The sequence below is a fragment of the Streptomyces sp. SCSIO ZS0520 genome (assembly GCF_025643355.1).
Classification (GTDB): Bacteria; Actinomycetota; Actinomycetes; order Streptomycetales; family Streptomycetaceae; genus Streptomyces; species Streptomyces physcomitrii.
In genome coordinates this window covers 7569913-7591756 of record NZ_CP092644.1, presented here as the reverse complement: position 1 = coordinate 7591756, position 21844 = coordinate 7569913, and the positions used below count along the sequence as shown (strand labels likewise).

19 protein-coding genes are annotated in these 21844 nt (G+C 73.7%); 7 read left to right on the top strand and 12 right to left on the bottom strand.

Translation table 11 applies throughout. The features are described 5' to 3' along the window. Positions 1–20: 20 nt before the first annotated feature. The 4 genes from MID12_RS31145 to panD form a co-directional block, all read right to left on the bottom strand. The gene (locus MID12_RS31145; RefSeq protein ID WP_263172493.1) at positions 21–995 is read right to left on the bottom strand and encodes an acetylxylan esterase; all 975 of its coding nucleotides are present in this window, start codon (positions 993–995) and stop codon (positions 21–23) included. A gap of 507 nt (positions 996–1502) precedes the next feature. After that, a complete protein-coding gene (locus tag MID12_RS31140) occupies positions 1503–2168 on the bottom strand; it encodes an aspartate/glutamate racemase family protein (RefSeq protein ID WP_263172491.1) in 666 nt (221 codons plus the stop codon). Further along, positions 2165–2509, bottom strand: coding sequence for a GNAT family N-acetyltransferase (locus MID12_RS31135; RefSeq protein ID WP_040255574.1), 345 nt, complete (start codon positions 2507–2509; stop codon positions 2165–2167). The genes MID12_RS31140 and MID12_RS31135 overlap by 4 nt, the downstream gene beginning before the upstream one ends. A gap of 38 nt (positions 2510–2547) precedes the next feature. Next, the gene (panD, locus tag MID12_RS31130) at positions 2548–2976 is read right to left on the bottom strand and encodes an aspartate 1-decarboxylase (protein WP_040255573.1); all 429 of its coding nucleotides are present in this window, start codon (positions 2974–2976) and stop codon (positions 2548–2550) included. A gap of 508 nt (positions 2977–3484) precedes the next feature. On the opposite strand from panD, the gene MID12_RS31125 reads away from it, so the two are divergent. Beyond that, entirely contained in the window at positions 3485–3949 is a 465-nt protein-coding gene (locus MID12_RS31125; RefSeq protein WP_237282986.1) for a MarR family winged helix-turn-helix transcriptional regulator, read from the top strand. Between the two features lie 74 nt (positions 3950–4023). Then, positions 4024–5745: an MFS transporter gene (locus MID12_RS31120; protein WP_263172486.1), complete on the top strand. Its 1722-nt coding sequence runs from the start codon at positions 4024–4026 to the stop codon at positions 5743–5745. A gap of 133 nt (positions 5746–5878) precedes the next feature. Here MID12_RS31120 and MID12_RS31115 read toward each other — a convergent pair whose 3' ends face one another. Then, the gene (locus MID12_RS31115; protein WP_263172484.1) at positions 5879–7789 is read right to left on the bottom strand and encodes an ABC transporter ATP-binding protein; all 1911 of its coding nucleotides are present in this window, start codon (positions 7787–7789) and stop codon (positions 5879–5881) included. 194 nt (positions 7790–7983) lie between these two features. Between MID12_RS31115 and MID12_RS31110 the strand changes: the two genes are divergently transcribed. Next, entirely contained in the window at positions 7984–8985 is a 1002-nt protein-coding gene (locus MID12_RS31110; RefSeq protein WP_411577025.1) for a lysylphosphatidylglycerol synthase transmembrane domain-containing protein, read from the top strand. A 73-nt stretch (positions 8986–9058) separates the two neighbouring features. On the opposite strand, the gene MID12_RS31105 is transcribed toward MID12_RS31110, so the two are convergent. The 4 genes from MID12_RS31105 to MID12_RS31090 all read right to left on the bottom strand — a co-directional run bounded on the left by MID12_RS31105 (position 9059) and on the right by MID12_RS31090 (position 12464). Further along, on the bottom strand, positions 9059–9874 hold the full coding sequence (locus tag MID12_RS31105; RefSeq protein ID WP_263172483.1) for an SDR family NAD(P)-dependent oxidoreductase: 816 nt from the start codon (positions 9872–9874) through the stop codon (positions 9059–9061). Positions 9875–10102: 228 nt separating this feature from the next. After that, a complete protein-coding gene (locus tag MID12_RS31100; protein WP_263172482.1) occupies positions 10103–11332 on the bottom strand; it encodes a beta-ketoacyl-[acyl-carrier-protein] synthase family protein in 1230 nt (409 codons plus the stop codon). A 31-nt stretch (positions 11333–11363) separates the two neighbouring features. Then, complete coding sequence (locus MID12_RS31095) at positions 11364–11633, bottom strand: phosphopantetheine-binding protein (protein ID WP_040255471.1); 270 nt, start codon at positions 11631–11633, stop codon at positions 11364–11366. Positions 11634–11654: 21 nt separating this feature from the next. Next, positions 11655–12464, bottom strand: a complete 810-nt coding sequence (locus MID12_RS31090) for a class I SAM-dependent methyltransferase (protein WP_263172479.1) — start codon at positions 12462–12464, stop codon at positions 11655–11657. 335 nt (positions 12465–12799) lie between these two features. On the opposite strand from MID12_RS31090, the gene MID12_RS31085 reads away from it, so the two are divergent. Both MID12_RS31085 and MID12_RS31080 read left to right on the top strand, forming a co-directional pair. Next, positions 12800–14155 carry a hypothetical protein gene (locus tag MID12_RS31085; protein WP_263172477.1) on the top strand — a complete coding sequence of 452 codons (1356 nt, stop codon included), beginning with the start codon at positions 12800–12802 and terminating at the stop codon, positions 14153–14155. Between the two features lie 38 nt (positions 14156–14193). Next, a complete protein-coding gene (locus MID12_RS31080; protein ID WP_263172474.1) occupies positions 14194–15588 on the top strand; it encodes a condensation domain-containing protein in 1395 nt (464 codons plus the stop codon). Between the two features lie 137 nt (positions 15589–15725). Here the strand turns inward: MID12_RS31080 and MID12_RS31075 are convergent, their stop codons facing one another. After that, positions 15726–16994, bottom strand: coding sequence for a discoidin domain-containing protein (locus MID12_RS31075; RefSeq protein WP_263172473.1), 1269 nt, complete (start codon positions 16992–16994; stop codon positions 15726–15728). A 591-nt stretch (positions 16995–17585) separates the two neighbouring features. On the opposite strand from MID12_RS31075, the gene MID12_RS31070 reads away from it, so the two are divergent. Together MID12_RS31070 and MID12_RS31065 are read left to right on the top strand one after the other, a co-directional pair. Continuing rightward, entirely contained in the window at positions 17586–18347 is a 762-nt protein-coding gene (locus MID12_RS31070) for a polysaccharide lyase family 7 protein (RefSeq protein WP_263172471.1), read from the top strand. Between the two features lie 306 nt (positions 18348–18653). Further along, on the top strand, positions 18654–19577 hold the full coding sequence (locus MID12_RS31065) for a universal stress protein (protein ID WP_263172468.1): 924 nt from the start codon (positions 18654–18656) through the stop codon (positions 19575–19577). Between the two features lie 201 nt (positions 19578–19778). Here the strand turns inward: MID12_RS31065 and MID12_RS31060 are convergent, their stop codons facing one another. Together MID12_RS31060 and MID12_RS31055 are read right to left on the bottom strand one after the other, a co-directional pair. After that, positions 19779–20666 (bottom strand): universal stress protein, encoded by an 888-nt coding sequence (locus MID12_RS31060; RefSeq protein ID WP_263172467.1) that lies wholly within the window; start codon positions 20664–20666, stop codon positions 19779–19781. A 210-nt stretch (positions 20667–20876) separates the two neighbouring features. Further along, entirely contained in the window at positions 20877–21770 is an 894-nt protein-coding gene (locus tag MID12_RS31055; protein WP_263172465.1) for a universal stress protein, read from the bottom strand. Between the last annotated feature and the right edge of the window lie 74 nt (positions 21771–21844).

The window sequence follows — 21844 nt, the reverse complement described above, 5'->3', positions numbered from 1 at the left end:
CGCGCCCGCTCCCCTGCCGGTCAGGTCCTCAACTTGCCCGGCAGCCAGTGCAGTTGAGCGAGCTGCTGGTAAGGGCCCCCGCCTTCATGGTCGTTGAAGGGGTAGACCTCGATTGTCTTGTCTTCGCCCGCGTAGGCGTTGAAGGCGGCGAAGACCGTCGAGGGCGGGCAGGTCATGTCCTCCAGTCCGGTCGAGAAGAGCGCCGGCGCCCGGCCGCGCGCCGCGAAGTGCACCCCGTCGAAGTAGGAGAGCGTACGGAAGACGGTCTCCCGGTCCGCGCGCCGTGCCTTGAGGAACTGGCCGATCTCCCGGTACGGCAGCCGGTCGGTGAGCGTGGCCGCCCGCGGGAAGTCGCACAGGAAGGGCACATCGGGGGCGATCGCCACCAGGTCCGGCACCAGTGCGCCCACGGCGAGGGTGATTCCGCCGCCCTGGCTGGTGCCGAGTGCCGCGACCCGCGCGGAGTCCACGAGGGGGTGCGCCCGGGCGGCCGAGACCGCGCGTACGGCGTCGGTGTGGACCCGGCGGTAGTAGTAGTCGTGCGGGTCGCCGATGCCGCGGGTCAGATAGCCGGGGAAGGCGGGGTCGCTGCCGACCGGGTCCGGGGTGGCGCCCTCGGCGAGGCCGCCGCTGCCCTGGCCCCGGGTGTCCATCACGAAGTGCGCGAAGCCCGCCGCCGCCCACAGCAGGTGCATGTGCGGCAGCCCGCGCCCGCCGTTGTAGCCGATGTACTCCACGACCGCGGGCAGCGGCTCCCGGGCGCCCGCGGGCAGCACCAGCCAGCCCTTGACGGTGTGCCCGCCGTACCCCGCGAAGCTCACGTCGAGGACCTCGACCCCGGGCAGTGGCAGCTCCACCGGCTCGAACCGGGCGGCGAGTTCGTGCTCGGCCGCCGCGGCCAGCGTCTTCTCCCAGAAGGCGTCGAAGTCCTCCGGTTCCGGCAACGAGGGCCGGTACGCGCGCAGTTGGTCGAGCGGCAGATCGGTCTGGGCCACGGACGCTCCTGAGGAAGAGGGGGTGGAGTGACGGGGCGCGCGGGGAGGGAACGCGCGGGGCCACCGCCCGCGGACGGACGGTGGCCCGGGTCGCCGGGTGGACCGGTCTGCCGTGCGTGCGGCCTCAGCCGCCTGAGGCCGGTCCCGGCTGGGGCTCCGGGCTCGGCTCGGGCCCCGGCGGCTGCGGGATCGGCGAGGGCGGGGGACCCGGCACCGGCTCGGGGTGCGCGGGATCCGGCCCGCCGGGTCCCGGCACCGGCGGCACCGGAACGGGCGGCTCAGGACCGTCGGGCCCTGGCGTGGGCCCGGGGGGTACGGGGCCGGGTGGCATCGGATCGGGGTACGGGTGCGTCATTTCGTGGCCTCCAGGCCGGTCGACGTGCGTCGGCTTCTGGACTTCTCCCACAGGTACCCAGCGGGATCGCGCTCACTCACCCCGTCATACCACCGTCGTACCACCTCCGCACGGCCGTCCGGCCCTGCGTCCCGCGGATCGTCCGGCGGGGTTCAGCCGCGGACCGCCCGGGCCGCGGCGGCGAGGCCGGGCCCTGGGCTCGACAGGACGGGCGGCCCGCCGGTCAGCAGCGCCCGGGCCGGTGCCATGGAGGCCTGGGCGAGGACCAGGACGTCGGCCCCGGAGACCTCGCGTGCTGCGGCGGCGACCCGGGCGAGATAGCCCTCCCCGTCCCCGGACCGGAAGAGCTCCCAGGCCCCGGGCACCAGGACGGACCGCAGAGCAACCTCCTGCCCGGCCCGGCGCGCCTCCTCGGCGATCAGCCCGGTGGTCGGCTCCAGGGTTCCGGCCAGCGCCGCGAGGACCACGATCCGCGGTCCGGCGGCCACCGCCTCGGCGGCCATCGGCCGGTCCACGCGCAGCACGGGGACCCCGGCCGCCGCCGCGGCCGACTCGGCGACGCCGCCGAGCGTGGAGCAGGTGCAGAGCACGGCCTCGGCCCCGTCCCGCGCGGCCCGCACCACGGCGCCTCGGACCTCGGCGGCGACCGAGGCCGGTCCCTCGGCCGCGGCCCTGGTCAGCAGCTCCTCCCGTACGAGATGGCGCAGGGCGAGGCCGGGGTGGTGCGCCTCGCGCAGGGCCTCGAAGACCGGGACGTGGACGGGCGAGGTGTGCAGCAGCGCGAGGACGCCCGCGCTCCCGGGCGCCGGGCCGGTCACAACCGGCCGGGGTGGGCGCGCACGTACTCCTTGGCGGCTTCGAGCAGCTCCGGGTCGGCGGCGGGCGCCTGTTCGGGGTGCCGGGCCGCCCACTTCACGACGTACGGGCAGAGCGGGGCGACCGGGAGCTGTTCGCGGGCGGCGCGCACGTACAGCTCGGAGGCGAGTGATCCGGCGATGCCCCGGCCCTCGTGCCCGGGGTCCACGATGGTGTGGACCGGCACCACGGCGCGGCCCGGCTCCTCGAGTACGAAGTACTGGATGTGGCCCACGACGGCGCCGTCCTCGACGGCCTCCAGCATGCCCGCGGCGCGGTCGTCACGGATGTCGATCTCGCTCATCGCCCTCTGCCTCTCCGTAGTCCCGCGCCGCCGACCGGTCAGACGGTGACCGGCGCCTTCGCCTGCGGGCTGCGGAACGTGTCGCTGCCGGGGACGGGCGCGGAGGCGTCGGTGCCGAGCGCGAGGATGCGGTTGTCCTTGTCGACGTGGACGACGCTCGGCCGCAACTCCCTGGCCTCGGCGTCCTCGACCTGAGCGTAACTGATGATGATCACCAGGTCGCCCGGGTGCACCAGGTGCGCTGCGGCACCGTTGATCCCGATCACCCCGGAGCCGCGCTCGCCCTCGATGACGTAGGTCTCCAGGCGCGCGCCGTTGGTGATGTCGACGATGTGCACCAGCTCGCCGGGCAGCAGATCGGCGGCGTCGAGCAGATCGGCGTCGATGGTGACCGAGCCGACGTAGTGCAGATCGGCCTGGGTCACCGTGGCACGGTGGATCTTGGACTTGAACATGGTACGCAGCATCGAGGACTCCTGGATCTGGGCTCCCTGCCTGCGTTCTTGCAGGTCAAGGGCTGTTTCCGCACTCTACAACGAGTCGCACGACCGGGCAGCCGCCCCGGCCTCCGCGGACTCACGCCGGCCACTCGCCGACCTCTCGGACGCATCGTCGGGCGAATCCGGGAAAGCTTCACCCGCACTCCCGCATTCCCGCGGCGACGGCACAAGCCTACGCAGCACCCCCCAAAGGCGTCCGTGATCACCGTCACGTGGGCGGTCCGGACACCGGGCCGTCCATCCGCCCCCCGAGGCCCGTCCCGTTGTGCCGTGCTTCGTCGGTCGCCTCCGCTTCCCAGCCCGCTTCCGGCAGGTGGTACGGCAGGCCGCGGCGGGTGATTGAGCGCGTGCACCCCCGGTTGAACTCCGGCCGCCACCCCGGGAAGGCGGCGCTCCCCTGCCCCGCCGCCCGGGGGACGGGAATTTTGCTGCACGGTACATCCAGATGCATCATGAGCTTATGCATAAGCGGGTTATGGAAAACGCAGCACGGGTCCCGGACCCTGGAACCTCGGCCGAGGCCCTGGCCATCGCCGTGGAGCAGCTGGTCCGCCACGTCCGGCAGAGCACCCTCGCCGGCGGGCTGAGCACCGCGGCCTCCTCCGCACTCGGCCGCCTGACCCGCGAGGGCCCCCTGCGGCTGACCGAGCTGGCCCGGGCGGAGGGGGTCTCCCAGCCGAACATGACCCAGCTCGTCACGCGCATGGAGCGCGCGGAGCTGGTCCGCCGCGTCGCCGACGCCGGTGACGCCCGGGGCGTGCTGGTCGAGGTCACCGAAGCGGGCCTGGAGGTCTTCCACCAGCGGCGTGCCGAGCGCGCCCGGGCCCTGGAGCTGCTCGTCGAGGAGCTGAGCGAGCCGGAGCGGCAGGCGGTGCGGCTCGCCCTGCCCGCCCTCGCCCGGGCCGTCCAGGACCGCCAGGCCCGCCGGACCCCGTCCTGAACTCCCCTGCGCCCGCGCGGCGTTCACGCCTCCGATCCGTACGGACCGTCCCCAGAAACCGGAGGAACACCCCCATGAGTGCACCGAAGGGAAGGGCCGCCAGCCCCTTCCGCCAGCCCAAGGCCGTCTGGGCCGTGGCCTTCGCCTGCGTGATCTCCTTCATGGGCATCGGACTGGTCGACCCGATCCTGCCCGCCCTGGCCGAGAACCTGGACGCCACCCCGAGCCAGGTCTCCCTGCTGTTCAGCAGCTATCTGATCGTCACCGCGGTCGCCATGCTCTTCGTCGGCTGGGTCTCCAGCCACATCGGCGCCAAGCGCACCCTGGTCGCCGGGCTCGCCGTCATCGTGGTCTTCGCCGCCCTGGCCGGGGCCACCGACTCCATCAACGGGATCGTCGGCTTCCGGGCGGGCTGGGGACTGGGCAACGCCCTGTTCATCGCCACCTCCCTGGCGGTGATCGTGGCCTCCGCGAGCGGCGGCTTCGGCGGGGCGATCATCCTCTACGAGACCGCCCTGGGACTCGGCATCGCGGTCGGCCCGCTGCTCGGCGGCGAACTCGGCGCCCTCAGCTGGCGCGGCCCCTTCTTCGGCGTCGCGGTGCTGATGGCCGTCGCCCTGGTCGCCACCCTCGTCTTCGTACCCGACCTGCCGAAGCCCGAACGGGTCACCTCCCCGCTCGCCCCTCTCAAGGCGCTGCGCCACCGCGGCCTGCTGACCATGGGCATCATGGCGCTGCTCTACAACTGGGGCTTCTTCACCATGCTCGGCTACGCCCCGTACCCGATGGAGCTGGGCGCCCATGAACTCGGCCTGGTCTTCACCGCCTGGGGTCTGCTGGTCGCCGGATTCAGCGTCTTCTTCGCCCCGCGCCTGCAGGCCCGCTACGGCACCGCACCGGTCCTGTACGCCAACCTGCTCGGCCTCGGCGCCGTGATGGCGGTCATCGCCGCCGGGGTCGCCTCCCCGACCACGGTCATCGTGGCGGTCGTCGTCAGCGGCGCCTTCATCGGCATCAACAACACGCTCACCACCCAGGCCGTCATGCTGGTCTCCCCGGTGGACCGCCCGGTCGCCTCCTCCTCGTACGGCTTCCTGCGCTTCATCGGCGGCGGACTCGCCCCGTACGTCGCCGGGAAGCTCGCCGACGCCACCGATCTGAGCGTCCCCTTCTACCTCGGGGCCGCCACCTTCCTGCTCGCCATCCCGGTCCTGGCCAGCGGCCACCGGCTGCTGGCGCGGGCCGAGCAGTCCCCCGGCGACGGCCAACCCGTCTCCCCGACGCTCACCCCCGTCGGGGCACCGGCCGCGTCCGGCGGCGCTCCGGTGATCGTCGCGGTCGGCGCCCACGAGAGGGCCGCCGCCACCGTGGACACCGCGGCGCGGCTGGCCCGCGAGACCGGCAGCCCCCTGGAGGTGGTGCATGTGCGGCAGACCGCTGTGGTCGCGGGTCAAGCCGCCGAGACGGAGACCGAGGCGGCGGCCCGGCAGGCGGTCACCGCGCACCTCGACCGGCTCACCGGGCTCGGCGTCGCCGCCGGCGGGCAGATCCTCACCAGCGTCGGCGACCACGCCGCCGCCGGGCGGGCCCTGTCCCGGCACGCCGCCGAGGTCCACGCCCGTACGGTCGCGGTCGGGCGCTCCCCGCGCGGCCCGCTCGCCCAGTTCGCCGACGGCAGCTTCACCACCGCCCTCACCCACACCGCGGACTGCACCGTGGTCCTGGTCGACCCGGAGGCGGAACCGCGCCGGCTGACCGCGGCCGCCCTGGCCGACCTGCGCACCACGGCGGGCTGAGCCGCCGGGCCGGCACGGCCGCGGGCCGGGGCACTCGCACGGTGCCCCGGCCCGCCTCGCACCGCTGACAGGTCCCCGGGCTCCGGCAGGAGGAGGCGTCCGGCTCCTGACGTCTCGTCAGCACAGGCCCGGCTCAGGCCGTTACCCCCGCGGCCTCTTCGGTCAACTCCCCCTGCTCCGCCTGCTCCTGCGGGAATCGGGTGCCGTGGAGTTCGGCGTACCGGCCCCGGGCGGCGAGGAGTTCCTCGTGGGTGCCCTGTTCGAGGATCCGGCCCTCCTCGACCACCAGGATCCGGTCGGCCGAGCGGATGGTGGAGAGCCGGTGGGCGATGACCAGGGCGGTGCGTCCCGCCAGTGCCTCGGTCAGCGCCTCCTGGACCATCGCCTCCGAGGTGTTGTCCAGGTGCGCGGTGGCCTCGTCGAGGATCACCACGCGCTGACCGGCGAGCAGCAGCCGGGCCAGGGTCATGCGCTGCCGCTCGCCGCCGGAGAGCCGGTAGCCGCGCTCGCCGACCACGGTGTCCAGGCCCTCGGGCAGCGCGCGCACCAGCGCCTCCAGGCGGGCCCGGCGAAGGGCGTCCCAGAGTTCGGCCTCCTCGGCGTCCGGCTTGGCGAGCAGCAGGTTGGCGCGGACCGTGTCGTGGAAGAGGTGGCCGTCCTGGGTGACCATGCCGAGGGTGCCGCGCAGCGAGGCCGCGGACAGTTCGCGTACGTCGATGCCGCCGATCCGGACCGTGCCGCCGTCGGCGTCGTACAGGCGGGGCAGCAGCTGGGCGATGGTGGACTTGCCCGCGCCGGAGGAGCCGACCAGGGCGATGGTCTGGCCGGGTTCCGCGCGGAAGGAGACGCCGTGCAGCACCTCGGAGCCGCCGCGGTCGTCGAGGGTGGCCACCTCTTCGAGGGAGGCGAGGGAGACCTTGTCGGCGGCCGGGTAGCCGAAGCGCACCTTCTCGAACTCGACCGAGACCGGACCCTCGGGCACCTGGCGGGGCGCGTCGGGCTCCTTGATGAGCGGGGGCAGGTCGAGCACCTCGAAGACCCGCTCGAAGCTGACCAGCGCGCTCATGGCCTCGACGCGGGCCCCGGCGAGCGAGGTGAGCGGGGCGTAGAGGCGGGTGAGCAGGAGGGCGAGGGCGACCACATCGCCCGCGTCGAGGCCGCCGCGCAGCGAGTAGTAGCCGCCGAGTCCGTAGACCAGGGCGAGCGCGAGGGCGGAGACCAGGGTGAGGGCGGTGATGAAGGCGGACTGCGCCATGGCGGTGCGTACGCCGATGTCCCTGACCCGGCGGGCCCGGGCCGCGAACTCGGCGGACTCCTCGTCCGGGCGGCCGAAGAGCTTGACGAGGGTGGCGCCGGGGGCGGAGAAGCGCTCGGTCATCCGGGTGCCCATCGCCGCGTTGAGCTCGGCGGCCTCCCGCTGGAGCCGCGCCATCCGGGCGCCCATCCGGCGGGCGGGGACCACGAACACCGGCAGCAGGGCCATCGCGAGCAGGGTGATCTGCCAGGACAGGGTGAGCATCACGGCCAGCGTGAAGACCAGGGTGACCAGGTTGGTGACGACGCCGGAGAGGGTGTTGCTGAAGGCGCGCTGGGCGCCGATGACGTCGTTGTTGAGGCGGCTGACCAGGGCGCCGGTGCGGGTGCGGGTGAAGAAGGCGACCGGCATCCGCTGCACATGGTCGAAGACGGCGGTGCGCAGGTCGAGGATGAGCCCCTCCCCCAGGCTCGCGGAGAGCCAGCGGCTGACCAGGCCGAGCCCCGCCTCGCCGAGCGCGATCAGCGCGATGAGCAGGGCGAGGCGGATCACGGTGCCCGGGTCGTCGCCGGAGACGATCGCCTGGACGACATGTCCGGCGAGGACCGGGGTGGCGACGGCGAGCAGGGCCGTGGCCACGCTCACCGCGAGGAAGCGCAGGATGCGGCGGCGGTGCGGGCGGGCGAAGTCGGCGATGCGGCGCAGGGTCGCGCGACGGAAGGGGCGGGTGCGGTCCTGTGCCGAGAGGACGTTCTGCAGCTGTACCCAGGCTGTGGTTTCCATGCTCATGGGAGGAACGTAGAACCTCAAGCAAGGTTCAGGTCAACTGATCGCCGGACGGCCCTCGCCCGTGCCCTCCCTCGACGGACGGGAACTGCGGGGAACCCGACTCCCGGCCCGCCGCGCGTCCTTGGCCCGGGTGTCGGCCGCCGTCCCCGTGGGCGCCACCCTTCGTTGATGTGCGGCGCCGAGTCTCTGGCGGTGTGACGGTTCCCCACGCGACCCCCGCGCCCGCGTCCCGGCTCCCCCGGCCGCTGCCCCTGCGGCGGCTGCTCCGCCCGCTGCCGCTCCGGCAGTTGCTGTGCCTGCTGCCGCTCGCCCTGGTCGGGGTGCTCGCGGTGCGGCACCGGCGGGTGCTGGCCGAGGGCTTTCGCCAACTCGCCGGTGCCGACCGGACCTGGCTGGCCGTCGCCGGGACCACCACCTGCCTCGCCTGGGTGGCCGCCGCCTTCGCACGGCAGGGCGCGGTCGCCGAACGCCTGCCGCGCGCAAGGCTGTTGGCGACGCAGTTCGCCTCCGGCGCCGCCAACCACCTGCTGCCCACCGGGCTCGGCGCGAGCGCGGTCAACCTGCGCTTCATGACGGTCTGCGGCATCCCCGCGGCGCGCTCCACGGCCGCGCTCGCGCTCTACCTCCTGACCGAGACCGTGGCCCGCCTCGTCCTCCTGCTCGTCCTGCTGCTCGCCTTCCCGGACGCCCTGCGGCTGGGCGCCCTGCTGCCCGAAGGGGCCCTCGGGCCACTGCTGTTGAGCCTCGGGGCGGCGGCACTGCTGAGCGCCGGGGTGCTGCTGTGCCTGCGCCGGGTCCGCGGCCTCCTCCTGCGCTTCCTGCGCACGGCGCTCGGTGAGGCCAGGCGCGTGCACGCGCGCCCGGCGCGGGCCCTCGCCCTGTGGGGCGGCTCGCTCGCCTTTCCCGCACTCCAGGCCTCGGGCCTTGTCGCGGTGGGGCTCGCCCTCGGCCTGGACATCCCGGTGACGCACATGGCGCTCGCCTATCTCGCCGCGAGCTGCGCCGTGGCGCTGGTCCCGACTCCGGGCGGCCTCGGTTCGGTGGAGGCGGCACTGGTGGTGGCCCTGGTCGCGGCCGGTGCGCCCGCCGCCCTCGCCACCGCCGTCGTCCTCGGCTTCCGGATCGTCACCGTCTGGGTGCCGCTGCTGCCGGGCGCCCTCACTCTCGGCGCCCTGGTGAAGCTCAAGGTGATCTGAAGGCCGTCTGGGGCAGTGGGATTTGACGGCGCGTCACATCAATGCGCCGGTACGGGACTTCAGGGACGCCCGCTCAACTGCCGCCCGGGGCACCGGAGTCCGGTTCGGGGATGCCGCCGAGGTCGCGGGTGAGCCCCATGTTGCTGACCAGCAGGCCGCCGTCGACGGGAAGGGTGACACCGGTGATCCACGCCGCGTCCGCCGAGGCCAGGAAGGTGACGGCGGCGGCCACGTCACCGGGCTCCCCCACCCGGCCCAAGGGGTAGCTGCGGGCGGCCAGTTCGAGGGCCCCGGGGCGGGAGTCCCACACGGAGGTGCGGATGGTCCCGGGCTCGACGAGGTTGACCCGTACCCCGCGCGGGGCGTTCTCCACGGCGAGGGTGCGGGTGAGGGAGCCGAGCGCCGCCTTGGCCGCGCTGTAGGCGTGCCCGCCGAAGTGGCGCTGGGCGTTGACCGAGCCGATGTTCACCACCGCGCCCCGGCCGCCCGCCGCGGCCAGGTGGCGCATGGCCGCGCGGCAGCAGCGGAAGGCCCCGTTGACGATGACGTCGAAGTCCTCCAGCCAGGGCCCGTCCTCGTACTCCTCGAAGCGGGCGGGGTCGGGATGGGCGGCGTAGGCGTTGTTGACGAGGACGTCGAGCCCGCCGAAGGCCTCCACGGCCCGCCCGACGGCCGCGGCCACCGCCTCCGGGTCCCGGACGTCGCAGGCGGCCGCCTCCGCCCGGCCGCCCTCGTCCCCGATCAGCCCGGCCACCCGGCGGGCCCGTTCCGGGGCCAGATCGGTCACCAGCACCCGCGCGCCGAGCCGTGCGCAGCGCCGCGCGACCGCCTCCCCGATCCCCTGCCCCGCACCGGTGACCAGCACCCCGTAACCGTCGAGTCGTGTCATGCCCGCACCCTACGAGGCCGCGGCGCGGGGCCCCGTGCTCCGCACCTCGCGCGCGTTGCGTACGGGTGCACGGAACGCAGGCGTGCGGGCGTGCGGGCGTGCAGGCGTGCAGGCGTGCAGGCGTGCAGGCGTGCAGGCGTGCAGGCGTGCAGGCGTGCAGGCGTGCAGGAACGATACGGCCGGGGCCGTACCGCGTGGTTGCGGTACGGCCCCGGGTCCCGGTCGCGCTCAGGCGGCGCCGAAGACCAGCGCCGAATTCTGGCCGCCGAAGCCGAAGTTCTGCTTGACGGCCACCGAGAGGGAGGCGGGTCTGCCCTTCAGCGGGGTGTAGTCGAGGTCGCACTCCGGGTCGGGGTTCTCCAGGTTGGCGGTGGGCGGGACGAAGTCGTGGCGCAGCGCCATCAGCAGCCCGACGCTCTCCAGGATCCCGCAGGCGCCGCAGGCGTGGCCGATCACCGACTTGGGTGCGGTGATGGCCAGTTGCTCGGCGTGCGCGCCGAAGGCACGCCGGATGGCCGCCGTCTCCGCCCGGTCGTTCAGCGGCGTGGAGGTGCCGTGCGCGCTGAGCAGGTCCACCGCCTCGGGCTCCACACCCGCGTCCGCGAGGGCCCGTACGACCGCACGGGCCGCCACCTCCCCGTCCGCCCTCGGCGCCACCGCGTGTCCCGCGTCGCAGGTGGCGGCGGCCCCGAGGAGTTCCCCGTGGACCTCGGCGCCGCGCCGCAGGGCCGACTCCTCCGATTCGAGCACCAGGACCCCGGCGCCCTCGGCGGGCACCATGCCGTCCCGGTCCCGGTCGAAGGGCCGCGAGGCCAGCGCCGCCTCGGCCGCCGGGCGCCGGGACAGGGCGTCGAGCAGCGTGAACGAGGCGAGGCAGGGCAGGTCGAGCCAGCTCTCCACCCCGCCGACCAGGGCGACTTCGGCGGTGCCGTCGCGCACCGCGCGCAGCCCGGCCCCGAGGGCGTCGGTGGAGGAGCTGCACGCGGTGGAGAGGGTGAGCACCGGACCGGTCACCGACAGCTCCCCGGCGAGCAGGCCCGCGGCCATGTTGGGCAGCAGCCGCAGCAGGCCGAGCCGGTTCATGCCGGCCCAGCCGCGTTCGCGCAGCACGGTCACCAGGCGGGCCGACTCGTCCAGGCCGCCGCCCCCGGTCCCCACGTAGAGGGCGTCGGGGGGTGTGCGCAGCCCGGCGTTCTCGACGGCCTTGACCCCGGCGGCGAAGAGCAGCTGCTGGAAGCGGGAGGTCCGCCGCACCTGCTGCCGCGACATGTAGTCGCCGGGCTCGAAGCCGGTGACCGCCCCGCCGACCTCGCAGGGCAGCGGCTCCTCCAACTCCAGTGGGGCGAGGGCCGGTTCCCCGGCGGAGAGGGCCTTCCACAGCTCCTCGGGGGTGCCGCCGGCGCAGGACTCGACGCCCATGCCGGTGACCAGTACCCGCCGGTGGCCCCGGGCCGTCACGAGGACCGCTCCGGGCGGGCGGCGGCGCCGGTCACAGGGCCTTCTCCAGGGCGTCCACCACATCGCCGACCGTGTGGAGTTCGGCTATGCGGATTCCGGTGTCGGCCAGTTGAACGTCGCATTCCTCTTCGAGGATCGCGAGGAGTTCCAGGGCCTCCATCGAGTCGAGACCGAGAATCGGAACGCCGGGGTCCGTCGCATAGAACAGAACCGATTCCCGGGTGATGGGCGTGCCCTCCTCACCCAGATCCGGGCGGATTTCCGTCAGGGAACGCGCGACAAGGGAGAGTGCATCAGCCATAAGAAGAACACCTTTCACGTTTCAGGCTCGGACCGCGGAGAAGTACAGGCAGCGGCGCGTCACGGTGACGGGCGCCTTTTGCTGCTGCTTCTGGAGGGATTCCCTGAGGAGTTCGGCGGCGAGGTTCCTGTCAATTCCGGGCAGCGCGGCGGAGGCGAACATGGGGGTTCCGCAGAGGGCCGCGAGAAAGCCCCCGCTGAAGGTGAAGGACTCCTCGGCGTGGGTGATCCCGGTGAAACCGCGCGCGGCGAGCGCCTCCCAGTAGTCCTCCGCACTGCGGCGCATCCCTGGCGTCTTGGCCGGGGCGGAGCGGTCGAGGACGAGCCCCCGGGCCCGGGCCGCGCGCCGGGCGGCGCCGATCAGCTCGGCGTAGACGGGCAGTTCGGCGGGGAGTTCGGCCCCCGCGTAGAAGGCGGAGTTGAACACCAGCCGGCCGCCGGGCTCCAGTACCCGGTGGATGGCGCCCAGCGCGGCGGGCAACTCCTCGACCAAGTGCACGCAGTTGGCCATGACAACGCTGTCGAAGGACGCCGGTGGGAAGAGGCGCTCCACCGAGGCGGCGTCACCGACATGGAACTCCGCCCGGCCCTCCAGCCGGGCGCGGGCCTCGGCGAGCAGTCCGGGCTCGGGGTCCACGCCGGTCAGGGCGAGGCCGGGATCCCGGTCGAGGAGCACCTCGCTTACCGCTCCGTCACCGCAGCCGATGTCCAGGAGCCGCCGCGGACCACCGAGGGCGAGGAACTCCAGGAGCCTTTGGTTCAGCTGGCCGTATTCAGGATCGCGGCGTAATGCGGCGTAGTCCTGTGAGGGTTGCACTTCGTTTACGGGCACGTGGTGATTTCCCTTCGAGAGGCGGGCCCAGCGGGACAACTCCTGGGAATGTAGCGCCCCTCGGCATTCTCGCGAGCCCTTCCCGGGCGAGTGTGATTACGCTCTCAATGGGCTTCCGAGGTGTCACGGTTGCACCCCCAAAACCGCCTTTGTCGTGCATGGCGCAGGGGTTGCCCCACAGCTCTGCGCAGTATGTTCCAGGCTGATTCCCGGGACGAATATGCGGTATTTCCCGTTCCGGTTCCACGTCCATTTCGGGGGTTTGCATGCTGTTATCGGGGAAAGCCGGACGGCGCATCGGGCACGGTGCGGCACGACTGCCCGGCCGGTGAGCGATGGAGTTCACCGAACTGGACGCCTGCCCGCTGCCGCCGGGCGACCTCTCCTTCTGGACCCCCCGGGCGGCCACCGCCGCCTGGCGCGACGACCGGCGCACCCCGCCGCTGGCCCATGCCCGCCATGTGCACGGCGCCGCGGCGGCGGGCCGGAGCCTGGTCGACCCCGCCTGGGTGGGGCTCGCCTTCCGGCTCGGGCCGGTGGCGCCCTCGGCGGTCGGCGCGGCCCTGACCGCGTGGTTGCGCGCCCATGAGCACCTGCGCAGCAGGCTGGTCCCCGGGGAGCGCGAGCGGACCCGCCTGGTGCTCCCCGCGCGGGCGCTGTCCCTGCAGCGCGGATACATCGGCCGCTTCGCGGACCCGTCGGCGATGCGCCGCCAGATCGAGGCCTGCTTCGACCGCGCGACCCGCCCGCTGGACTGGCCGCAGGTCGCCTTCGCCACGGTGGAGTCGGCCGAGGGCGTGCTCGTCCTGCTGGCCGCGGACCACGGGGTGGTCGACGGCACCACCCTGGCCATGACCGGCGGCGAGGTCCGCGGACTGCTCGCGCATCCGGCACCGGCCGCGCGCGGCCCCGGCTACATCGACTTCGGGGTCTACGAGCGACGGCTCGTCGAGACCGCCGTCCGGCCCGCCCTCGACCCGGGGCGCTGGCACGATCTGCTCGCCGCGGGCGGCGGGGCCCCACCCGGCTTCCCACTGCCGCTCGGACCCTCGGCCGCCGCACCCCAGCAGAGCCTGTACCGCTGGCTGCTCGACGCGCCCGCCACCGCGCGCTTCGCCGCCGCCGCGCGGGCCGCGGGCGGCTCCACCGCCGCCGGGCTGCTGGCCTGCCTGGCGCTCGCCGCCCGGGGAACCGCCGGGACCCCGGTCCTGCGTACCGTCACCCTGACCGACGCGCGGCCCACCCCCTGGCGGGACGCGACCGGGTGGTTCGTCGGGCTGCACCCGGTGGCGGTGCCCGTGCCACCGGAGGCGGACTTCCCCGCCGTGGTGGCCGCCGCCGCTGCCGAGCTGCGCGACCGCGCGCCCGGGCCCGGCAGTTCCGCCGCCCATCTCACGGAGCTCCTCGGCCGGGAGGTCCCGCTCCGCTTCGTCGTCTCCTGCCTGGACGTACGCCGGGTCCCCGGCACCCCGCCACGGCCCGAGGACCGGATGCTGCGCAGCCGGGTGCACGCGCCGCAGGAGGTCTACCTCTGGTTCACCCGGAGCGAGCGGGGCGTGCACCTCTCGGCCCGCTTCCCCGGCAATCCGACCGCCCGGGCGAGCCTCGGCCGGTTCATCAAGAGCACGGCCCGCCTCGCCGCCCGGATCGCCGACCACGGCACCACCGGCGCCGCGCTCGCCACCGTCTGAGCGCCACCCCCGACCCCGCCCCACGAGGGAGAACCACCATGCGCATGACCCAGCTCCTCGACCATCTGCCCGCATCCGGCGAGGTCGTCGAGTTCACCCTCGGCGCCACCCTCGCCCCGCGGCCGCACGAGGTCCCCGCCTCCCTCTTCCAGCAGGGCCACCTCGGCCTCGCCCGCGCCAACAGGCAGGCAGGCCGCACCCAGTCCCCCTGGGTCGCCCTCAGCTTCGAACTCCCCGGCCGCGCCGACCCCGGGGCCCTCGCCGAGGCCTGGCTGGGACTCGCCCGGCGGCACGAGGCCTACCGCAGCTGGTACGCCCACGAGGCGGACGGCGCCCTGCGCGGTCACCTGCTGCCCGCCGAGGGGATCGAGGTGCGGGTGGAGAAGGCGGGCGAGTTCACCGACCCGCGCGCGCTGCGGCAGCATCTGCACCGCCGTATCGACGAGGTGACCGGGGCCCCCGGTCCCGGGCTGCTCGCCGGAGCGGTGCTGCGCCCGCACAGCTCCACCGTCTGGTGCGCGATCGACCACGCCTACACCGACGGCCACTCGATGGCGCTGGTCTTCGAGGAGATCCGCGAGCGGTACGCGGCCGCCCTGCGCGGCGAGGAACCGGCGCTGCCCGAGGCCCCGGGCTACCTCGCGCTGAACCGCGCGGAGGCCGCGTACGCCGCCGGGCTCACCCCGGATTCCCCCGAACTCGACACCTGGCGCGAGTTCTTCGCCACCGCGGACGGCGGATTCCCCGCCTTCCCGGGCGACCTCGGCCACGACTCCGACGAACTCCTGCCCGGGACCCGCCTCAGCCTCCCCGTCTTCACCGGCACCGAGGCCCGGGCCTTCCGCGCCCACTGCGCCCGCAACGGCGGAGGCTTCGCCGCCGGGATGTTCGCCGCACTGGCCCTGGTGCAGCGGGAGTTGGCGGACGAGGACGCCTACCGGGTCCTCACCGCGGTCTCCACCCGCTCCAGCCCCCGCGATCTGCGCATCCACGGCTGGCTGGTGAACCTCGTCCCCCTCGCCTTCACCCTCCCCGGCACCCCGGGCCTGGACGCCGCCGTACCGGTGGCCCAACAGGCCTTCCAGCGCGCCAGATCCCGCTACGACGTCCCGCTGCACCGCGCGGTGGAACTCCTCGCCCCCGCCGGGCAGCAGCTGCGGATCCCGCCGATGGCCTCCTACCTGGACGGCAGGAGCGCCCCCGGCGCCGCCGACTACCTGGACCGCGAGGTCCGGATGCTCACCGGCCCGGACAACGCCAGCGGCGTCTCGATCTGGTTCAACTGGTTCCGCGACCGCGCCGAGTTGGTGGTGAGCATGCCCGACACCCCGCAGGCGGCGGTCTCGGTACCGGCCGTACTGGAGCGTGCGGTGGCGGTGCTGCGGTCGGCGATCGGGGCGGGGCCGCTGCCCCCGACGGCGGATCCGGCCTGACCGCGACGCGGGCGCGGTGCTCCCCACCGTCCACCCGCTCCCCGCCCGGGCCGGGCGCCGAAGCACTGCCGTAGTACCGGAACACCGGACTACCGGACTACCGGACGAGGCTTCCTCACGGCCCGGGCGGTGAGCCGTCAGGCGGGACCCGGGCCGTCGGTGACCGGCATGCCGATCGACTCGTAGTCCGGGCCGACCTCGTTGTCGCTGTAGAACGCCACCCCGGTCGAGGCCGAGGTGACCTCCATGACCTTGGTCGAGGAGCCCACGAACTTGTTGCGGGTGATCGCGATGTCGTCCGGCCCGTCCAGCTTGATGGCCTGGTTCCAGCTGTCGCCGATCTCGTTGTCCGCGACGATCCAGCCGTGCATGCCGTCGGTGTCGCCGCCGGAGTTCCCGCCCCGGCCGTAGTCCTCGACCATCAGCCACTGGTGGATGCTGGGGATGCTGTCGTCCTGGTCCGGGTTGTCGGGGCCGACCGCCTTGTTGCCGCGGATCTCCACGTCGTCGCTGGCGGTGGGGTGCGAGTCGGACACCCAGGTCTGGATGAAGTCGGTGTGGCTGTCGCCCGGATCGCCGGTCACGAAGTTGACGGCGGTGTTGTACAGGATCTTGTGGGCGTTGCCGAAGAAGGTGATGGCGTTGAGGTCGCCGGGGCCCTCGACGCCCTTGATGTCGTTGTTCTGGATGGTGACATTGGTGTTGTTGTCCGAGTAGATCCCGTACTGCTGCTGTGCGTCCACCCGGCAGTTCTGCACCACCACGTTGTCGGCCTCGATCCGGATGCCCCCGTGGACGGTCTCGCCCTGGCAGTCGTAGACATCGGGATCGGCCGCGGTACCGCCGGAGTCGATGGTGAGTTCGGAGTCCTGCTCCCCGACCAGGATCGCATCGGCGGGGGTCTCCACCCCGCCGACACCCGGGGTCTGGGCGGGAGGCGCGGTTCCCCCCTCACCGGACACGGCCGCCTCGGTGATGCTCGTCCACTCGGCCGAGTCCGCAGAGGAGTTGCCGTGCCCGACGACCCGTACGTAACGCGCCGAGCCCTCGGCGAAGCCGTACTCCTCCGGGCTGAGCGTGGTGCCGCTGCTGGTCTTCCCGGACAGCGCAGTCGACCAGTGCGAACCGTCCTCGGACAGCTGGACGTCGAAGGTCGTCCGCCGGCTGTCCCCGTCGTACCAGGCCAGCGAGACCGAGTCGACGGTGGTGACCGAGCCGAGGTCGAAGCGGATCCAGACACCGTCACCGGAACCGGACCACCGGGTGGCGAGGTCACCGTCGATCGCGTTGGCCGCCGCATTGCCGTCATCGGAGCTGGCGGTCGCCGCGGTGACGGGCAACGCTGCCGCGGCCGCGGAGGACCCGAGCAGGGCCACCGAACCGAGCGCCGCGCTCGTACACAGCACGGTGGCCAGAAGGCAGTTCTTCGGCGCGCTCGGATGCAGGAGGCGAGCGGCCGATAAGCGGCGTCGGGAAGCTCTCCGGGCAGTCGGATCGTTCACATCGTCTCCTCGGGAAGGATGCCTCCGCCGGGTGGACCGGCGGTGTGCGCGGGAATCGGCGACCGGCGCCACAAGGCGCGGGGGCACGCTACCCAAGCCCCAGATGCTCGTCCATGTGGCCGGCCACCATAGCTTTCGCTCGATGTCTTCCCAGTTCAAGGACGGTTTCGGGCAGCAGCGGACCACCGGTGCAGGCAGACGAGCCCCTCGGCCGACGAGAGGAACCCCGACCGACCCGGGAGGATGCGGAGGTTCGCGGGCGAACCGTGCACCGGTGCCCAACTGGCCCACCGTGACACCGAGATGAGGCGCGCAGAAGCGTTGACGGGACGTACGGCCACGATCTTGACGGTACGTACGACCATGATTACGTTGCGGCGAGTCCCTTCGGGGAAGCTGCTCGCCTCCTCGCGCAGCCGGCCGTCGAGAACCGCGGGCGCCGTCGGCCGCCCGTCCCTCCGGATCCACCGTCGCACCAGACCGGGAGCACCTGACATGGTTCGCGCACTCGCCGCCCCGCTGCTCGCCTGCACTCTTGTGCTCGGTTCCAGCACCTTCGCCTTCTCCGCTCCGGTCGGCCCCGGGGCCGCGGAGGGGCCCTCGCTCGACGGGTGGCGTCTGACGCTGCCGGTGGATTCCGAGGGCGGCACCGACGGCGATCCGGTGGTGCTCGACCCGGCCGAACTCGCCCCGCCGTTCCTCTCCCGCGCCGAGGACAGCAGCCTGGAGTTCTGGGCACCCACCCTCGGCGCCACCACCAGCCACTCCGGCAGCCCGCGCACCGAACTCGTCGCCGACGAGGGCTTCGCCACCGGCACGGACGGCGAGCACACCCTGACCGCCGAGGTCGCCGTCACCCAGGTCCCGGACACCAGCAGGACGATCATCCTGGGTCAGATCCACGGCGACCAGGAGCTGCGTTCGGACCCGTATGTGCTGCTGTACTACGACGACGGCGAGGTCTACGCGAAGGTCAACCAGCAGTTGGAGAGCGGCAGCAACTACAAGAAGTACCCGCTCCTCGACGAGGTACGGCTCGGCGACACCTTCGGCTTCACCGTCACCGACTCCGGCAACGGCGACCTGGAACTCACCGCCACCCACGAGGGCGCCACGGAGGAGAAGAGCGCGCCGGTTCCCGAGGTGTGGTCGGGCCGGCCGGTCCGCTTCCAGGCCGGCGACTACGCGCAACTCAAGGGCGAGCCCGCGGAGGACGACGGCGGCCGCGCCACGTTCACGAAGCTCACCGCGTCCTGAGGGACGGCCGCCGGGGCAGCGCTCTGAGCACAGCTCTGGAGCCCTCGACCAGCCGCCGGGCGGGGGATGCTGCTGCCCGGTGGATCCGTCGGCCCCGTCCGAAGGCGCTGCGCGCGTACTGCCCGGTGGGACCTTCGGCCCCATCCTTTGGACCTGTCGGCCCTCGGGTTCTCGTCGTCCGGAGACCAGGCTGAGAACCGATGGCGGCCGTGCGGCAGGCGACACCAAGGACACGGTCGCGCATGCCACCCAGCCGATGGGCCCGCATCAGCGCTCTTGGAGCGGGCCCGGACGAGGGAGCACCTCATGGCCATCCCTGAACCGCAGCAGATCCTCGTCGGCATCGACCCCGTCAAGGACTTCAGACCGGCGCTGGCCTGGGCGGCCGACGAAGCCCGTAGACGAGGAGGGGCCCTGCGGCTCGTCGTGGCGGTGCCCCCGGCGCACGACACGCACCACGTCGACGACACACCTCGGTACACGGCCCAGCGTCTGGAGGCGACGCAGCTCCTGCGCACCGCGGTCGCGTGGGCGGGCGAGCGGGAACCGGAGATCAGGACCGGTTCCGCCGTCCTCGACGGTTTCCCGGCCGGGGTTCTCGCGGGGCTGTCGGACGGAGCGGACATGACCGTACTCGGATCCCGCCGCCTCGGGCGCGTCGAGGAGTTCCTGAGCGCCGGTTCCGTGGTCGTGCCGGTCACCGCACGCGCGCACTGCCCGGTGGTCGTGGTCCCCGCCCGCGAAGGGGTTCCCGGCGAGCAGGAGGACGCGTCGGTGCCCCCTCTCGTGGCCGGTGTCGACGGCAGCGAGTCCTCGTATGCCGCGTTGGGACTGGCCTTCGAGGAAGCGGCGCTGCGGAGCTGCGCGTTGCGTGTCGTCGCCGCCTGGCAGCAACCCGTCTTCTCGCCGCACGCCGAGGCCTCGGGGTTCCCGTCCGAGCTCCGCATGCTCCGCGAGGTCACGGACGGCTGGGTGGAGGAGTATCCGGAGGTCCGGCTGGTCCGCGAGGTGCTTGTCGGATCGCCCGTGGAGGTGCTCGCCGAGGCCGCGCAGCACGCCTCGGCCCTGGTCGTCGGGCGGCGGGGCCGGGGAGGCTACGCGGGAATGCGGCTGGGTTCGGTGGTGCGCGGTCTGCTGCACCGCGCCCGCTGCCCGGTGATCACCGTGCCCGCGAGGACGGCCACCGGCGGCGGAGCGACGAAAGGCCGTGCTCGGATCGGCTCCGGTTGAGCGAGGATCCCCGGGACCGCCGCCACTCGTGCTCGGCGTCCATCCGGAGGGCGTGGCGGGAGACGGGGAAGAGGGAGGACACGACGATGCGGCGCACCTCCTCCAGGCGCGTCTCCCGTGCCGCGGGGCGCGTACGGATCCGGCAGCCGCACCGGGCGGACCGCGCTCGCCGGTGCCGCACGGCATCCCGCTCGCCGCCGGTCAGCGGCGGCTGCCGGTGTCGCGGGCCACGGCCACGGTGCAGTGCGCGTGATGCAGCATGGCCTGGCTCACCGATCCCAGCAGCAGGCCGGTGAAACCGCCGCGTCCCCGGGCGCCGACCACCAGCAACTGGGCGGAGCGGCTCGCCTCGATCAGCGCCTCACGTGTCCCGCCGCGCACCACCTCCGGCTCCACCCGCACCGCCGGGAACTTCTCCCGCCGTCCGGCCAGCGCCTCCGACAGCAGGCGCTTCTCACCGGCCTCCAGCGCACCGGGCTCGTTGGCGTACGGCATCGACTCGTCCTGGGGCGGCGGCATCGGCGCGTTCCAGGTGGTCCAGCAGTGCACGGCGCGAAGGGCGGCGCCGCGCAGCTCCGCCTCGGCGAAGGCGAAGTCGATCGCCGCGGCCCCTGCCGGGGAACCGTCGATCCCCAGCAGGATCGGTCCCGTACCCCCGACCTGCTCCCGTACGACCACCACCGGGCAGCGGGCGCGGGCCGCCAGACGCACGGCTGTCGACCCCACGATCAGCCCGAGGAACCCGCCCAGGCCGCGGGAGCCGACGACCACGAGGTCCGCGGTGCGCGACTGCTCTTCCAGCACCGTCAAGGGGTCCCCCTCCACGAGGACCTGGGTGGCCTGCACATCCGGCGCCACCCCCGCAGCCCGTTCCTCCGCCTCGGTCAGCAGTCGCCCGACGCTCTCGCGCAGTCCGCTGCCGGGAGCGTCCAGGGTCGAGGGGCCCAGCGGGGCGTAGAGGGTGGGCAGGACGAACGCGTACACCAGCCGCAGCCTCGCCCCGCGCCACTGCGCCTCTTGAGCCGCCGTCTCCACGGCGGCCAGCGCAGTCGCCGAGCCGTCCACTCCCACCACGACCAGACCGCTCATCACACCTCCCGTTCGCCACCCCCCTCTCAGGCTGCGCCCGGCGGACCGAATCGGCCAGGGGAGCGGCGCGAGCCGCACCGGGGAGCGTGCGGCGCCCTGGGCACACGGGAGTTCGTACGGCCGAGGCAGGCTGGGAAGCACGGCGAGGGAGTCGCGCGCGGTCTTCACCACGCGCGGCCCCTGGTGAAGACCGGGGGCGGAGGGCCGCGGCTACGGCGACGGCCCGGTGTCCGTCCCCGTCTCCTCGTCGAGCGGGACGACAGCGACGGGAGCCGGGCTGTGGTGGATCAGGGCCTGGACGACATGCCCTGTCCGCGGGCCGAAGGGAACCCGGCGAGGCCGCCGTCCGACGAGCACGAGCTCCGCCTCCGAGGACGCTTCGGCCATCTGGAAGGCGGCCGACCCGAGGACCACCTGGGCCGCGCACTCCACGCTCGGGTACCGCTCCTGCCACGGCTTCAGCCGTTCGGACAGGTCACGGCGCAGTCGGTGCGCCGGCTCCATGCCGACACCGGGGTCGACGACGGCCGCCTGGCCGTACGACACGGGGAGGGTCCAGGCATGCAGGACCCGAAGGGGCAGGCCGCTGCGGGCCGCCTGTGCGAAGGCGAAGGCGAGCAGGTCCTCCGAAGGGTGCTGGAGGTCGACACCGACGAGGAGTCCGCCGGCACGCGGGCGGGGCCGTTCCTCAGGCGCCCGTACGAGTACGACCGGCCGCCGGGCGGCACCCACCACGGCGAGCGACACCGCTCCGAGGAGATGTCCGCGTGCTCTGCCGAGTCCACGCGAACCGAGCGCCATGACCTCCGCCTCCTGCGCCGCGGCCGTCAGCTTCTCGGCGGCGCCGCCCCGCACATGGCGGGTGAGCACCTCCAGGCCGGGATGACGCTCCCGGGCACGCTCGGCCTCCTCGCGCAGCAGCCTCTCGCCCTCCGCGGCCGTGGCGTCGGCGTACGGCAGCGGTATCTCCGGCGTGTACGGCCACTCCTCCACGTACACCAGCAGGAGCGGCACCCCGCGGGCGAGCGCTTCCCCTGCCGCCCACTGTGCGGCGGCCGTGCTCTCCGCCGAGCCGTCGACTCCCGCAGCCACCTGCCCGGTCATGGCGTTCCTCCTCCGTGGTCGTGCCGCTCGGCGGTCTCCGGGAAGGCCGAGGCGGCCGGGACTCCCAGCTCTTC

Excerpts from the sequence above, each read along its gene's own strand:
- MID12_RS31135 (WP_040255574.1), bottom strand. The coding sequence starts at position 2,509 with ATGAGCGAGATCGACATCCGTGACGACCGCGCCGCGGGCATGCTGGAG.
- panD (WP_040255573.1), bottom strand. The coding sequence starts at position 2,976 with ATGCTGCGTACCATGTTCAAGTCCAAGATCCACCGTGCCACGGTGACC.
- MID12_RS31125 (WP_237282986.1), top strand. The coding sequence starts at position 3,485 with ATGGAAAACGCAGCACGGGTCCCGGACCCTGGAACCTCGGCCGAGGCC.
- MID12_RS31120 (WP_263172486.1), top strand. The coding sequence starts at position 4,024 with ATGAGTGCACCGAAGGGAAGGGCCGCCAGCCCCTTCCGCCAGCCCAAG.
- MID12_RS31115 (WP_263172484.1), bottom strand. The coding sequence starts at position 7,789 with ATGAGCATGGAAACCACAGCCTGGGTACAGCTGCAGAACGTCCTCTCG.
- MID12_RS31105 (WP_263172483.1), bottom strand. The coding sequence starts at position 9,874 with ATGACACGACTCGACGGTTACGGGGTGCTGGTCACCGGTGCGGGGCAG.
- MID12_RS31095 (WP_040255471.1), bottom strand. The coding sequence starts at position 11,633 with ATGGCTGATGCACTCTCCCTTGTCGCGCGTTCCCTGACGGAAATCCGC.
- MID12_RS31085 (WP_263172477.1), top strand. The coding sequence starts at position 12,800 with ATGGAGTTCACCGAACTGGACGCCTGCCCGCTGCCGCCGGGCGACCTC.
- MID12_RS31080 (WP_263172474.1), top strand. The coding sequence starts at position 14,194 with ATGCGCATGACCCAGCTCCTCGACCATCTGCCCGCATCCGGCGAGGTC.
- MID12_RS31070 (WP_263172471.1), top strand. The coding sequence starts at position 17,586 with ATGGTTCGCGCACTCGCCGCCCCGCTGCTCGCCTGCACTCTTGTGCTC.
- MID12_RS31065 (WP_263172468.1), top strand. The coding sequence starts at position 18,654 with ATGGCCATCCCTGAACCGCAGCAGATCCTCGTCGGCATCGACCCCGTC.
- MID12_RS31060 (WP_263172467.1), bottom strand. The coding sequence starts at position 20,666 with ATGAGCGGTCTGGTCGTGGTGGGAGTGGACGGCTCGGCGACTGCGCTG.
- MID12_RS31055 (WP_263172465.1), bottom strand. The coding sequence starts at position 21,770 with ATGACCGGGCAGGTGGCTGCGGGAGTCGACGGCTCGGCGGAGAGCACG.